This window comes from Bacillus sp. AC266 (genome assembly GCF_979253805.1).
In genome coordinates this window covers 1,142,063-1,156,812 of record NZ_CEEDEC010000001.1, presented here as the reverse complement: position 1 = coordinate 1,156,812, position 14,750 = coordinate 1,142,063, and the positions used below count along the sequence as shown (strand labels likewise).

The 14,750-nt window shown below is 34.8% G+C and carries 13 protein-coding genes; 12 read left to right on the top strand and 1 reads right to left on the bottom strand.

The annotated features are described in order from the left end of the window. Positions 1-7: 7 nt before the first annotated feature. From AC0IXC_RS05900 to AC0IXC_RS05845, 12 genes are all read left to right on the top strand, one after another. A complete protein-coding gene (locus AC0IXC_RS05900; RefSeq protein WP_002141651.1) occupies positions 8-1,357 on the top strand; it encodes a GntP family permease in 1,350 nt (449 codons plus the stop codon). Between the two features lie 18 nt (positions 1,358-1,375). After that, on the top strand, positions 1,376-2,272 hold the full coding sequence (gene gnd, locus AC0IXC_RS05895) for a phosphogluconate dehydrogenase (NAD(+)-dependent, decarboxylating) (RefSeq protein ID WP_002189506.1): 897 nt from the start codon (positions 1,376-1,378) through the stop codon (positions 2,270-2,272). A gap of 153 nt (positions 2,273-2,425) precedes the next feature. Then, positions 2,426-2,962, top strand: a complete 537-nt coding sequence (locus AC0IXC_RS05890) for an NADPH-dependent FMN reductase (protein WP_002031805.1) — start codon at positions 2,426-2,428, stop codon at positions 2,960-2,962. 1 nt (position 2,963) lies between these two features. Next, positions 2,964-4,193, top strand: a complete 1,230-nt coding sequence (locus AC0IXC_RS05885) for an MFS transporter (RefSeq protein ID WP_016102081.1) — start codon at positions 2,964-2,966, stop codon at positions 4,191-4,193. Positions 4,194-4,256: 63 nt separating this feature from the next. Continuing rightward, on the top strand, positions 4,257-4,814 hold the full coding sequence (locus tag AC0IXC_RS05880) for a YdcF family protein (RefSeq protein ID WP_002165881.1): 558 nt from the start codon (positions 4,257-4,259) through the stop codon (positions 4,812-4,814). 102 nt (positions 4,815-4,916) lie between these two features. Then, a complete protein-coding gene (locus AC0IXC_RS05875) occupies positions 4,917-5,864 on the top strand; it encodes an ABC transporter ATP-binding protein (protein WP_033709046.1) in 948 nt (315 codons plus the stop codon). A gap of 3 nt (positions 5,865-5,867) precedes the next feature. Then, positions 5,868-7,379, top strand: coding sequence for an ABC transporter permease/substrate-binding protein (locus tag AC0IXC_RS05870; RefSeq protein WP_002085827.1), 1,512 nt, complete (start codon positions 5,868-5,870; stop codon positions 7,377-7,379). A 213-nt stretch (positions 7,380-7,592) separates the two neighbouring features. Beyond that, on the top strand, positions 7,593-9,020 hold the full coding sequence (locus AC0IXC_RS05865; protein WP_002189509.1) for a basic amino acid/polyamine antiporter: 1,428 nt from the start codon (positions 7,593-7,595) through the stop codon (positions 9,018-9,020). 76 nt (positions 9,021-9,096) lie between these two features. Continuing rightward, positions 9,097-9,357, top strand: a complete 261-nt coding sequence (locus AC0IXC_RS05860; RefSeq protein WP_002085825.1) for a hypothetical protein — start codon at positions 9,097-9,099, stop codon at positions 9,355-9,357. 107 nt (positions 9,358-9,464) lie between these two features. Next, a complete protein-coding gene (locus AC0IXC_RS05855; protein WP_471652697.1) occupies positions 9,465-11,282 on the top strand; it encodes an AAA family ATPase in 1,818 nt (605 codons plus the stop codon). Then, a complete protein-coding gene (locus tag AC0IXC_RS05850; RefSeq protein WP_002136129.1) occupies positions 11,272-13,122 on the top strand; it encodes a hypothetical protein in 1,851 nt (616 codons plus the stop codon). The genes AC0IXC_RS05855 and AC0IXC_RS05850 overlap by 11 nt, the downstream gene beginning before the upstream one ends. A gap of 317 nt (positions 13,123-13,439) precedes the next feature. Further along, positions 13,440-14,036 (top strand): hypothetical protein, encoded by a 597-nt coding sequence (locus AC0IXC_RS05845; RefSeq protein ID WP_002085820.1) that lies wholly within the window; start codon positions 13,440-13,442, stop codon positions 14,034-14,036. A 101-nt stretch (positions 14,037-14,137) separates the two neighbouring features. Here AC0IXC_RS05845 and racA read toward each other — a convergent pair whose 3' ends face one another. After that, entirely contained in the window at positions 14,138-14,680 is a 543-nt protein-coding gene (gene racA, locus AC0IXC_RS05840; RefSeq protein ID WP_471652696.1) for a chromosome-anchoring protein RacA, read from the bottom strand. Between the last annotated feature and the right edge of the window lie 70 nt (positions 14,681-14,750).

Below are 14,750 nucleotides of genomic sequence, written 5' to 3'. Positions count from 1 at the left end.
GGGAGAAATGGTAGTTGGGATCGTACTAGCGGCTGTTGTTATATTACTTTTACTAATTACGGTAGTAAAATGGCATCCATTTGTCGCGTTAATTTTAACAGCAATCGGAGTTGGGCTAGCAATGGGGATGCCCTTAATTGGAACTTCACCACAACATCCGGGGATTATCGATTCTATTAAATTAGGTCTCGGTAATACGTTAGGGTTTTTAGCGATTGTTTTAGCTTTAGGAACAATGCTTGGAAAAATGATGGCTGAGTCTGGCGGTGCTGAACGAATTGCTAACACATTAATTGGACGTTTTGGGAAAAAGCGTGTTCACTGGGCAATGATGTTCGTTGCATTTATAGTAGGGATTCCGGTATTTTTCCAAGTTGGATTTGTACTATTAATTCCGTTAGTATTTACAATTGCGTTAGAAACAGGGGTATCACTTATTACAATCGGTATTCCGCTAGTAGCAGGTCTTTCGGTTGTACACGGACTTGTTCCACCGCATCCAGCAGCTATGGCAGCGGTAGGTATATTTAAAGCAGATGTAGGGAAGACAATTTTGTATGCATTAATTGTCGGACTTCCAACTGCAATAATTGCAGGTCCGCTTTACGGGAAATGGATTGGTGCTCGTATACATAAAGAAGTACCGTTAGATATAGCGGAGCAATTTATTGAAAGAGATAAGAAGAAGGAACTTCCTAGCTTCGGAAATACATTGTTTACTATTTTACTTCCAGTATTTCTTATGCTAGGTGCATCGATAGCGGAAGTAGCATTAAATAAAACAAGCCAACTTGCACAAGTATTGCATTTTATTGGAGATCCAATAGTCGCATTATTAATTGCAACGATATATTCTTTCTTTAGTCTTGGCTATGCAAAAGGGTTTTCTAAAGACAAAGTCTTACAAGTTACAAATGATTGTTTAGGCCCAATTGCAAACATACTGTTAGTTATCGGTGCAGGTGGTGCATTTAATAAAGTGTTATTAGATTCTGGGATCGGAACTACAATTGCGGAGATGGCGAAAGAATCACATATTTCACCAATATTATTAGGTTGGGGAATTGCTGCACTTATCCGAGTTGCAACGGGATCGGCCACTGTTTCTATGATGACAGCAGCTGGAATTGTAGCACCGATTGCAGCAAGTACACCAGGAGTAAATGTAGAGTTACTGGCACTTGCAACAGGAGCAGGGTCATTAATATTATCGCATGTAAATGATTCTGGATTTTGGATGATTAAAGAGTATTTCGGAATGACTGTGAAAGAAACATTATTAACATGGACCGCAATGGAGACAATATTATCTGTTGTAGCACTTGGATTAATTTCGTTATTAAATATATTTGTATAGAATGGGAGATTGATTAATATGAAACTAGGTTTAATTGGATTAGGAAAAATGGGATTCCCATTAGCTGAACACTTACATGAAGACAAGCATGAAGTAGTTGTATACGATGTAAATAATGAGCTTGTTGAAAAGGCAGGGGAATTAGGGATTACTGCTCGTCATACATTAAAAGAAATGATCGCTGAACTCGAAGCACCTCGTACAATTTGGGTAATGGTACCTGCAGGAGAAGTTGTTGAGTCAGTACTAAAAGATGTATATCCATTATTAGAGGAAGGCGATATCGTTATTGAAGGTGGAAATTCATTCTATAAGGATACGTTACGCCGTGCTGAAGAAGCGAAAAGCTTTGGCTTACATTATGTAGATATCGGTACATCAGGCGGTGTAGAAGGAGCTAGATACGGCGCTTGCTTAATGGTTGGTGGAGAAAAAGAAATTTATGATCAACTAGAACCTTTATTTAAAGATTTAGCAGTAGAAAATGGTTATTCATATGCAGGCCGCGTCGGTAGTGGGCATTTCTTAAAAATGGTTCACAACGGTATTGAATACGGAATGATGCAAGCAATCGCTGAAGGATTTGAAGTACTAGATAAAAGTGATTTTGATTTCAATTATGAAGATGTTGCAAAAGTATGGGCAAACGGATCGGTTATCCGTGGTTGGTTAATGGACTTAACTGAAAAAGCATTTGCAGAAGATCCGAAACTTGATGGCATTAAAGGTGTTATGAACTCTTCAGGAGAAGGGAAATGGACTGTTGAAACTGCGCTTGAATTACAAGCAGCGGCACCAGTTATCGCTATGTCATTATTTATGCGCTACCGTTCACAAGAAGATGATACATTCCACGGAAAAGTGGTTTCTGCACTTCGTAATCAATTCGGTGGACATGAGGTTGTGAAAAAATAGGAAATATTAGTTTTGTGAAACTCATACGAAAGTATGAGTTTTTTTTATTTCTCATACTATTTAATGAAAGTTTTTCCCTCTTTTTACTGTGTTTTGTATAGAAATTTCTGATAATATATAAATATAACTTGAAAACAAAGGGGAGAAATAATTATGAAACTAGTCGTTATTAACGGTACACCAAGAAAATTCGGTAGAACTCGCGTTGTGGCAAAATATATTGCAGAGCAATTTGAAGGGGAGTTATACGATTTAGCAGTAGCGGAATTGCCTTTATATAATGGAGAAGAATCACAACGTGAATTAGAGGCAGTAAAAAAATTAAAAGCTTTAGTGAAAGCTGCGGATGGAGTAGTACTATGTACACCAGAATATCATAATGCGATGAGTGGAGCGCTGAAAAATTCGTTAGATTACTTAAGTAGCAGTGAATTCATCCATAAGCCTGTCGCATTACTAGCAGTTGCTGGAGGAGGTAAAGGGGGAATAAACGCATTAAATAGTATGCGGACTGTCGCTAGAGGCGTTTACGCAAATGCAATTCCAAAACAAGTCGTGCTTGATGGATTACATGTGCAAGATAGTGAACTTGGAGAAGATGCAAAACCATTAATTCATGATTTAGTTAAAGAATTAAAAGCATATATGAGTGTATATAAAGAGGTGAAAAAACAATTAGGAGTTGAGTGATATGTCCTCTCTTTATCATGATTCTCGCTTGTATTACATTCTAGGAGCCAATAGTTTATCAGCTATTGGTTCCGGGATTGTTATGATAACGATTCCGTGGTTGTTAATTAAGGAAAGTGGAGGAGAGACAACATTTGGTTATGTTTCTATCGTTGCAACTCTCATCATGTTTTTACTAACACCATTCATTGGGCAAAGCATAGATCGTTTTTCAAGAAAATCTTTATTGTTATGTAACGAAGGTATCGGGATAGCCATTATAGGAATGATGGCCATTTGGGGATTTGCTGGGCAATCATACAATTCTATTCATTACATTATTATTTATATAGCAGGTTCTTTCTATTATCTATTATTCTATCCCACAATATTTGCATTTAACCAAGAAATATTTCAATCAGAGCATTATAAAAGTTTAAGTGGCACAATGGAAATACAAGGACAATTAACGCAAGTTATTTCAGGCGCAGCTGCTAGCTTTTTAATTGAGATTATTTCTTTGAAATGGATCTTGTTAGTGGATATGTTAACTTTTGCAGGAGCATTTTTTCTTTTCTTATGTATACCGTATGTAAAGAAAAAAGAAGTAAAACGGAAAGCAACATTTAAGAAGCAATTGTTCGAAGGAATTCACTTTATGAAAAAGCGCCCTAAGTTATTTTGGTTTTTACTAGCGACTTATATGCCGTTTATCGGTGTCATGATGGCAAATTATTTAATCCCAGTATATATTTCAGATATACTCAAAGCTAGTGCCTCTGTATACGCAATTGAAGGTATGATGTACGGTGTCGGAGCGGTTCTTGCAGGAATAAGTATTCCAATCATGATGAAATATGTCAAAATAGAAATTTCAATCGTTATGACGATGGTTATTTATGTAATTTCAATTACCGCAATGATTATTGAGCCTTCCATTATGTTATTATATGGACTAGCGATTTTCCATGCGATTGGAAATGCTGGAACACGAGTGGCGAGAAATGTATTGATGATGGAAGAAATCCCAAACGAAGTAATGGGACGTGTGGACAGCTTATTTCGATTAATTGGCACAGGAATTCGAATTGTATTATTAATGTTGTTTACGGCAGGCGTATCTAAAGCAGGGGTAATGATCCCGTTTTACGTACTGAGCTGTATATTGATCCTATCATTAGGGATTGCTTTTTATTATGTAATTTCAAAACGTAAAACGGAAGCGAATGTGTCTAATAAATCAATTGTTTAAAAAATACTTCTGCCTCCTTTTCTTTTTCTATATAATAAAAAGAAAGGGAGTGTTAACTTATTTATGAACAAATGGATATTGCTTATAATCTTATTACTACCTCCGCTATACATCATTTATATGACGTTTCGAATGAATAAAGTTGCTCGTGAAACATTGAGTAATCACTCTCCATACGTTCTTATATTAGGTGCAAAGTTATTTGGAGATAGACCGTCTTTATCTCTTCAAAATCGTTTGGATATAGCGTTGGAATATTTACATGCTCACCCTGAGGTGAAAGTAATTGTTTCAGGTGGTCAAGGGGAAGATGAAGATATACCGGAAGCTCACAGTATGAGAAACTATTTAATGGTACATGGTATAGATGAGAATCGTATTTTAATTGAAGACTGCTCTACAAATACGTATGAAAATTTAAAGTTTAGTATGGATTTATATGATGTAAAGCATGCGGTAGTTGTAAGTAATACGTATCATTTATATCGAACGAAAATAATTGCAAAGCGTTTAGGGATAAAGATGGAAGCTTTGGCTGCTGAAACACCGAGACGCTCTAAGAAAAAAGCGTATGTGCGTGAATATGCTGCAATTATGAAAACAATATTGTTCGACCGTTAGAGCTCAAATGAGAGCTCTTTTTTTGTATAATAAAGCGTATCATTTGAAATGAATGCTATATTCCATCAAAATAAAGGAAACAACATGAAAGGAGTTGTGTCTGTGATTCAATTTAATCATGTGTCAAAAGCGTATGAAGATGGCACAAAAGCAGTGGATTCATTACATTTAGAAATTAAAAAAGGAGAATTTTTTGTTCTCATTGGTCCGAGTGGTTGCGGGAAAACAACGACAATGAAGATGATTAACCGTTTAATTGAAACGACGGAAGGATCAATTTTAATCGATGGAAAAGATATTCAACAATATAACATAAACGAACTACGTTGGAATATAGGGTACGTGTTGCAGCAGATTGCGCTGTTTCCACATATGACAATTGCTGAAAATATTGCAGTTGTCCCTGAAATGAGAAAATGGACCAAAAAGGAAATAAAAGCACGTGTCGATGACTTGCTACAGATGGTTGGACTCGATCCAGATGTATATCGTGATCGCATGCCAGATGAATTGTCAGGAGGGCAGAAACAACGTGTTGGTGTCGTACGGGCATTAGCCGCAAACCCGAAAATTGTACTTATGGACGAGCCATTTAGTGCGTTAGATCCGTTAAGTAGGGAGCAGCTTCAGAAGGATATCGTACAATTGCAAAAAAAGATTCAAAAAACAATCGTGTTCGTAACGCACGATATGCAAGAGGCTTTATCACTTGGTGATCGTATTTGTGTAATGAAAGAAGGAAAAGTTGTTCAATTAGATACACCAGAAGGAATTATACATAACCCGAAAAATGAGTTTGTAGAGGAGTTCATTGGAAATCGTGGACGACCTTGGTATGAGGGGAAGAGTATAGAAGAGGTATTGCCGCTAGACGAGGGTATACGAGTTGAAGGGAATGCTTTATCTTTACATTCGTCATTACAAGAAGCACTAGTCCGCTTACAAACTGAAGAGTCAGTGCCGGTTGAAGAGCATGGTCAATATGTTGGAGCGTTAACAAGTCGTCATATTGTCAATTACATTGTTGAACAAATGAAGGAAAGAGGCTAAACAGTGACTGATTTTATTCAAACGTTCCAAGAACGAAAAGTAGAATTGCTAAGTGCATTAAGTGAGCATTTACAAATATCGCTTATTTCACTATTTTTTGCAGTAATTATTGCAGTGCCACTCGGCATTATATTAACGAGAAAAGAACGAATGGCTGAATTTATTATAGGGACTTCTGCTGTTATGCAGACAGTGCCCTCACTTGCTTTACTTGGACTATTAATTCCGTTAGTAGGAATTGGAAAACTGCCAGCTATAATCGCATTAGTTGTGTATGCACTATTACCTATTTTACGAAATACATATACAGGAATACGGGAATTAGATGAATCACTTATAGAAGCGGCGAGAGCTATGGGGATGAATAGCTGGAAAAGATTATGGAAGGTAGAGCTTCCACTCGCATTGCCAATTATTATGGCTGGTATTCGTACAGCGATGGTATTAATTGTTGGAACGGCTACATTAGCTGCTTTAATAGGCGCTGGTGGGCTCGGTAAGCTCATATTATTAGGCATAGATCGAAATGACCATGCGCTTATCATTTTAGGGGCCGTACCAGCTGCGTTACTCGCTTTATTCTTTGATATAGTACTTCGCATACTTGAGAGCCCGAAACGCTCTTCTAAGCGCGTTATATTGACGATATGTATAGTTGTAGTAATGATAGCTGCTCCATTTCTTTGGAATACCGAAAAGAAAGACATAGTTATTGCTGGTAAACTTGGATCTGAACCAGAAATATTAATTCAAATGTACAAGCAACTTATTGAACAGGATACAGATTTACAAGTGGAATTAAAGCCAGGCCTTGGAAAAACAGCATTTGTATTCGAAGCGTTAAAATCAGGTGAAGTAGATATATACCCAGAATTTTCAGGTACAGCTTTATCTACTTTCGTGAAAGAAGAACCGAAAAGTACAAATCGTGATGAAGTATATGAACAAGCTCGTATTGGAATGGAAAAGAAATATAATATGGTTATGTTAAAGCCAATGGAGTATAACAATACATACGCACTAGCCATGCCGAAAAAAATAGCAGATCAAAATAACATAAATACAATTTCTGATTTAGGAAAAATTGCACAGGAAGCTAAAGTAGGATTTACATTAGAATTTGCTGATCGTGAAGATGGTTATAAAGGAATGCAAAAATTATATAACTATAAGTTTTCAAATGTTAAAACGATGGAACCGAAACTGCGCTATAGTGCAATACAATCGGGAGATGTTAACGTAATCGATGCATATTCAACAGATAGTGAATTGGAGCAATATGGGCTTAAAGTGCTAAAAGATGATAAAGGACTATTCCCGCCTTATCAAGGAGCACCATTATTAAGAAAAGAGACGTTACAGAAATATCCTGAACTCGAAAAAGTATTAAATAAATTATCTGGAAAGATTACAGATGAAGAAATGAGAAAAATGAATTATGAAGTAAATGTGAATGGGAAAAGTAGCGAAGAAGTCGCAAAACAATTTTTACAAAAAGAGAAGTTACTTCGTTAATTTTACAATAAATATACAATTTTATATGTATGAAATGACCGTTCATTACAAAATGAACGGTTTTTTTGTGCATACTTATACATTTTTTCAAAAAAGTATTCCATTTTTCTTCATTTTCTTTTAGAATAAGTAATGTTTTCCTGAAAAAATATAAGAGAAACGTCTATTAGAGAAAAAGGTGACTTTAATAGTTGAACGAACATAACACCTAGAATGACAGATGGGGTGGTACAAATAGAAAAGAAGTTAGGGTTTTTTCCGTTAATCGCATTAGTAGTTGGAACGATGGTTGGTGGCGGTGTTTTTAGTTTACCGCATGATTTAGCAGTAGGAGCAAATAGTGGTGCAACGATAATTGGTTGGTGTATTACAGCAATGGGAATGATTCCACTTGCGCTCGTATATCAAACGTTAGCAAGACAAAAACCGGAGCTTGAGGGCGGAATCTATAGTTATGCACGAGCTGGATTCGGTGAATATATTGGTTTTAACAGTGCTTGGGGATACTGGCTAGCAGGGATTTTAGGAAATGTTGCAACAATTATGTTACTGTTTAGTACATTAGGTTACTTCTTCCCAATTTTTAAAGGCGGAAATAATGTTGCGTCAATCGTAGGTGCATCACTTTTATTATGGACATTGCATTTTCTAATTTTATTTGGAATTCGTGAAGCCTCCATTATGAATGTTATCGCAACGATTGGGAAATTAGTTCCGATCTTATTATTTATTGTCGTGATGGTAACAGCGTTTCGCTGGGATACATTTACACATGACTTTTGGGGCGAAGGAACTATCTCAGTTTCCTCTGTACTAGGTCAAGTGAAAAATACAATGCTCGTAACCCTTTGGGTGTTCATTGGGGTTGAAGGAGCAGTTGTATTATCAGGAAGAGCTAAAAATAGTAGAGACGTTGGAAAAGCGACAGTACTTGGACTTATTTTAGTAATGTCTATTTATATTTTAATTTCTGTTCTGTCAATGGGAGCCATGACAAGAAAAGAACTTTCAGTATTAGAGACTCCTTCAATGGGACATGTATTAGAACATGTTGTTGGGCCATGGGGTGCAATGGCAATTAATATTGGATTAGTTGCGTCACTTGTAGGTACATTAATTGGCTGGTTTTTACTTGTTTCTGAAATTTCTCACGTAGCAGGAAAAGACGGCGTGTTTCCGAAAGTCTTTACGAAAACAAATAAGAAACAAACGCCGCATATGGCATTGTGGATTTCAAATATCGTTGCCCAAACTATATTTATAATCGTTTTGTTTTCACAATCGACATATCAAATTATGTATTTTATTGCGTCAACATCTATATTACTGCCGTACTTATTATCAGCGCTATTTCAATTGAAATTAGTCATCACGAAAGAGCTGAAAGTTGCGAGAGTAAAAAATGGATTGTTAGCATTAATTGCTTCCCTATACTCTGTATGGTTAATTTATGCAGCTGGTTTAAAGAATTTATTGCTTGTTTCAATCGTATATGGTATTGGGATTCTCGTGTATATGTTTGCAAGAAAAGAAAAAGGGAATCGTTGTTTTGCAGGCAAAGAGCGATATGTGATGTTGGCAATTGTTATTGCAGCTATTACATCACTTTATATGTTACTGACAGGAACTATAAAAATGTAAAAGTCCTTTTAATTTAAAGGGCTTTTTTCCTTGTCTAGAGAATATTTAATACATAAGATATTCAGGAGGGATGAAAATGGAAGAAAAAGAACAGTTGTCTAGAATTATGGATTTAGCTAGTGATTTAAGGAAAGTATTAGTACAAGAATCTTTTTTTAATCATCATCCTGAACTTCGAGGCGTGATTGAAAATTTAGCGAGTTCTGTAGAGAATTTGGCGAGTTTGCAGCAAAATAAAGATGAAAATGCCGAAGATCGATTACGGTACGTACTTGCTAAAATGAAAATCGCTCATAATGCCATTTTACAAGAAAAAAAAGCATTTCCTTCTCATTAATATACGTTTTAATTTTGAACCTGACGGATGACGTCAGGTTTTTTATTTCTAGTTTTAGATTGTAGTTCATACAATAAGGATAGTATGAAAAAAAGAAGGTGACTACGTTGAAATTACATAAAGCTCTTCATCCAAGTTTTATAAAGCGAATGTATTATATGAGGTTTATTGGGAAGTTTGCAAAAGCTGAGGGAGAGAAGAATGGAGAAAATTTCTTTGTACAATGTCTTTCTTCAATACCTTTAACTTTACAAGAGTTATTTCCGACTGGAAAATATTTGTTTGAAGGGTTATGCAGTAATAAAAAGAATGAAAAAATCTTTACTGATTTAAAGAAGCATAAATTAGAAAAGCAACTGGTTATGTTTCGTCTTTATTATGATCGTGGAAATTTATTTCTGGAATTAATATGCACAGAAGAGCCTCGGGAAATAGCATCTTCATATAAAGTGATTCCTTCACCAAAGGTCTCAAATTATAAAAAGAGAGCGTCATTGGAACGGAAGTTAAGCAACGGTTATTTATCATTTCTTATGCCTAAATTACCAAAAGACTTTGAGCCTCCAGAATTATTGTGGCATGAAGGAAGGCTATATGGAAATTTATCGTTAAAATCATCAATAAGTTCAATTTCATATTTTGAGCAAAGAAAAGAATGCAAATATATTGAAATAAACGATTGGATGAAACATGTAGAAATAGCAGTAGATGCTCATTTATATTTTGTAAGTGAAAATGTGTATGACCAACTAAATAAACGAATTGCTGAAGAAGGTAAGTTAGTTGAAGTAGAAGATATTAAAATGCAAAAGGATGACTGGGAATGGGATGAGCGTGAATCCTCTTTTTTGCAGTATGTACAAAGTATGGTTCGTAATAAAGGGTTATATTTGGATGATACAGATATATATAATTTTCACATTAGTATTAAAACCAATATGTTAACAATTGTTGGTGGTATACCAGGTGTTGGGAAATCACGCTTTGTGCAAGCTTATGCAGAATCACTTGGGTTACGTTATGGGGAAGAATTAATTTGGATTCCGATTTCACCATCGTATCAAGAACCACATGATATTCTCGGTTACCTTCATCCGAATGGTAATTTTATTGAAAGTGAAACGAAGTTAGTTCGGACATTGTTAAAGGCTAAAGAAAATCCAAATCAATTGTATATAATTGTGTTCGATGAAATGAACATGTCACATATTGAGCATTGGTTTACTCCGTTTCTATCCGTTCTTCAACTTGAAAAGAAAAATCGTATTTTGAGTTTGTATGAGAAAGTACAAGAAATAGAAAATCAAATTCCACCTTCAGTGGAAATTGGTGAGAATATTATTTTCGTAGGCACTGTAAATTTTGATGAAACGACGAAAGAGCTTTCCGATCGATTATTAGATCGAACAAATTTGATTACATTACAAAAAATTCCGTTTTGCGAGATGAGTATAGAACATGAGAAAGTTGTTCAGCAACCCCCGCTGAAAGTAACAACGGGAGAATTTCGACTCAATTGGTTTAGGAATAAAGAGATGATCGAAGTGTATACTGAAGAGGAATTAGAGTTATTGGATAAGTTACATGATGTATTATCATCACACGATATATCAAAAGGAATTTCTTTCCGATGTGCAAGCGCAATCGCTACGTATTTGCAAAATATACCGTTCCAAAATAATCAGTCCTATATGATTAGCAGGGAAGAAGGTTTTGATTTGCAAATAAAGCAGCGTGTATTAACGAAATTAAGGGGGACAGAAATGACAGTGGGCCCTCTACTTTCTGAAGAAGCAAAAAGGGGAGCGACATTGATACCACTTTTACAGTCTCCGCTTGCAAATCGTGTATCTACATTTGAACATTCTTTAGCTTATATAAGACAAAAGCGTAGAGAACTGGAGCTGTATGGCTATGCAAAATGAGGAGCGTTATGAAACAGCAATCGTCGATACGAAAGAAACGCTCCCGTTTGTATTGAAGCTAATTATTGGTACTGAGGGGAAAGGCGATTTTATCCTTTTAAACCGGCTTTGTACGTCTACTACAGCATTAGTTCAATGTATTTATAAAGTACAGGAATTAAAACCACTGAAATTACATTTCCATTATCAAAATCCAATGGATATTACATTCATATGGAATAAAGTATATGAGGGACAAAAGAATATAAAAGAGTCACAATATGAATTAAATGAAAAAAAACAAAGAGTATTAGTGTATGAACATGGAAAAACTGAATTTTTTTATCCGTGGCGCTGTGGCTTATACCATTTTGAAGTGCGTATAGAAGATAAAACTTATTATGGTGCGTTTCAAGTTGTTCCTAAAAACTTTTTTGATGACCAATTTGAAATGATTCAAGATTATGTGAAGTCAATTTTAAACGAGTTAATTTTAGATAGAGGTTATTACAAGAAAACTTTCTCAGCACTTAGCGATATTGAAGATTCTTCTTATTTGGTATTGTTAAGAAAGTTGCCACAAAAAATGAAAAGAATAAAACAAATTTTTAAGAAAGTAGAATCGAATGCGGAATTTGTACACGAATATGAATGGGAAACGAAAGCGCGGAAGGCAACGAGAAAAACTGCCATTATGACAGAAAGAAAGCTTTATGCGAAATATTACAACCGTAAATTTAAGGAGCAAAAAAATAGTATTGAAAATGCATTTCTTAAATTTAAAACGATGCAATTCTATTATTATTTACTTGAAGCAGAAATTTTTGTACGTAAAACTATTGAAATACTAGAAGGAGAAAAGAAGAAAAAGTCAGATGAATTTCAAGCTGTTAAAACAATTATGAAAACGATTGAACGAAATGGATCCGTGACGGATAGGGAAAAACAAAAATATAGAAATCTACATTTACTGAAAGAAGCAGATTTACGGAAAAGTTCTGTGAAAATACAAGAATATAAAATATTAGCTCATATCGTATATGAAAGTGTGCAATACTTTCGAAATTTATTGTATTCTCCATTTTGGAGGGAAGTTTCTGAAACAGCTACCATTAATTCGAACACTTTATCTATACCGCATCAACAATTAATCCACCATTTAGAATTGTTACCGCAACATACGGAGCAACCTCCATCTTTATTATTCGTATATAAACCAACGTTTTTAGTGTATGAGTATTACGCTTTTTTTATCGTTATTTCTATATTAGAACAAATCGGATTTGAAGATAAGAATCCTATCCGTGAACAAATACAAGAACATTTTTATTTAGACGGATTACAAGATGGAACGACAGTGATTTTACATCGAGATGATATAAAAGTGCACGTCGCGTTTAATGATTTAATTGAAACACACCCTCTTATTGCACTAAGCAAAGGAAGTAATTTTTATAACGGAGAGGACACAAAGAAGCCGGATATTCGTTTAGATTGTTATGTAAAGGAAGAAGAGAAGTATGTATATAAATCTTCTATTATTATCGAAGTGAAATATAGTCCTATGTACAATATTTTTCAGCCTGTAGGTAATACGAAAGCAACTGAGCAAATGTATAAATACTGGTCTATTAAGTATGTAGAAGAACAGAATGGTAAACGAATTTTTAAGCGAAGAGCGATTTATGAAGTGATTTGTGTATATCCAGGTAGCCATATGCATAGTAAAAAAATTGAATCTGGATGTGGAGTGTTTTTACAACTATATCCATATAAAACGAAACAAGGAGAAGAGAAGTTGGCTGGGAAGCATGGGATGATTCAAATTTTTGAGAAATGGTTAAAAAGTAATAAAATGTAAAAGAAATCCTTTTTAATGAAGGATTTCTTTAGGTTAAGAAGAATTATATGCAGTACGGAAAGACACATTATACGGTTCGAACTTGATAGTGATTATCATTTTTTTATTAGAGTAATTGAATCTTGTTATGTTTGTAACAGTATGGGGAATTAAGGGGTTTTGCATGTGTATGAATGACTAATAAGTAGGAATTTAATTCATTTTGCAGAATATAATAAGACATAAATATTTTTAGTTGCATACGAAGATTTGTTCTTATATGATAGTAAGTGAAAGCGTTATCAAAAACAGAGCGGCGATGGGAAAGGCGGTTAAATATGTTCCAGCGTGTTCAAACAAAGGAAGAGCATTTTTGGTTCGAGCAACTGTGGGGAGATTTTTGTGAAGAAAGAAACTTAATGTTTGTAGAACGTAATTTAAATCCATCACGATTTTTATTAATAGAAGATGAACATCATATTGGTACAGTAGAATGTATTAAGTTTACAGTACCTGAACAATCAAATTCTGAGTTTTTCTATCCGTTTTCTAAAAATGATTTAGTGAAAGATTTGAAAAATGTGTATGAAATAGGAAAGTTAAGTATTGCGAAAACGTCTCGGGGGAGAGGACATTTCAAAAGGCTGGCAGCTATTTTATTTATGCATGCGTTAGAGACGAAAGCGGAATGGTATATTGCAGCAGTTACAAAAAGAATGTATATGTATTTACTTACACTCGGTTTTCCAATCGAACCGATAGATAGTCCATTCCAGTTTCATGATACTTTACAAGGTGTACCAGTGCGAATTCATGCTCGAAAAGGGGCTACACATCTGTATTCTTTGAAAGAATTCCGTGATATTATTCAAGGGAATGCTCATGCGCAGGCACTTATTGCAGAATACAGTAAAAATATTATGTTAACAAAATGAAAATATATGAATATGTATAGTATGAAGAAGAGTTACTTATTACAGGCATCTGTTTTCATACAAAAAGTAGACCCTTATTCTCAGAATAAGGGTCTAAAATATTATAGTCCAAATATACTAAAAATCATTTTACGACGCTTCGGTTTCTTTTCTCTTTCATATGTTGGTTTTGCATCAGGAGTAATGTATATTGGTTCTTCTTTTTTTAGGGCAGCTTCTAGTTTTTGAATTCGTTCTAACATTTCCTCTATTTCGCGGCGATGTTGTAAAAGTTGGTATGTAACGACATCATTTGCTTTATCTTGCATTTGTTCTTCCATTCGATCTAGTCTTCTCGTAATTGTGGTAAATTGAGCTGTTAATTGCTCAAAATCATTCGATGATGTGTTTTGAACAATTGTGTTTACTTGAGTTTTTAATTTTTCTACATCATTTGAAGATGGTTTTTGAGTAGTTTGAGAGTTTTGAGGCTGGTCTATTTGAGAGCGATGGTATTCTAACATTAGATCTAAATCACCTTGTGTGAAAATAAAATGACCATATTTATTTTTTTTAATCGTAAGATTTAATTGTTGTGCAATCCGGACAACAGCCTTTGGGCTAACACCTAATTTCTTTGCGATAAATGGTGTTTTATATTCCAAAATAATCCCTCCTATATATATCCTGTTGAATGATTTCTAGTTATGTAGCAAGTTCCCTTCAGGTGTGACA

Bases quoted from the DNA above. Each gene is read 5' to 3' on its own strand.
- AC0IXC_RS05900 (WP_002141651.1), top strand. From the start codon at position 8: ATGGTAGTTGGGATCGTACTAGCGGCTGTTGTTATATTACTTTTACTA.
- gnd (WP_002189506.1), top strand. From the start codon at position 1,376: ATGAAACTAGGTTTAATTGGATTAGGAAAAATGGGATTCCCATTAGCT.
- AC0IXC_RS05890 (WP_002031805.1), top strand. From the start codon at position 2,426: ATGAAACTAGTCGTTATTAACGGTACACCAAGAAAATTCGGTAGAACT.
- AC0IXC_RS05885 (WP_016102081.1), top strand. From the start codon at position 2,964: ATGTCCTCTCTTTATCATGATTCTCGCTTGTATTACATTCTAGGAGCC.
- AC0IXC_RS05880 (WP_002165881.1), top strand. From the start codon at position 4,257: ATGAACAAATGGATATTGCTTATAATCTTATTACTACCTCCGCTATAC.
- AC0IXC_RS05865 (WP_002189509.1), top strand. From the start codon at position 7,593: ATGACAGATGGGGTGGTACAAATAGAAAAGAAGTTAGGGTTTTTTCCG.
- AC0IXC_RS05860 (WP_002085825.1), top strand. From the start codon at position 9,097: ATGGAAGAAAAAGAACAGTTGTCTAGAATTATGGATTTAGCTAGTGAT.
- AC0IXC_RS05850 (WP_002136129.1), top strand. From the start codon at position 11,272: ATGCAAAATGAGGAGCGTTATGAAACAGCAATCGTCGATACGAAAGAA.
- AC0IXC_RS05845 (WP_002085820.1), top strand. From the start codon at position 13,440: ATGTTCCAGCGTGTTCAAACAAAGGAAGAGCATTTTTGGTTCGAGCAA.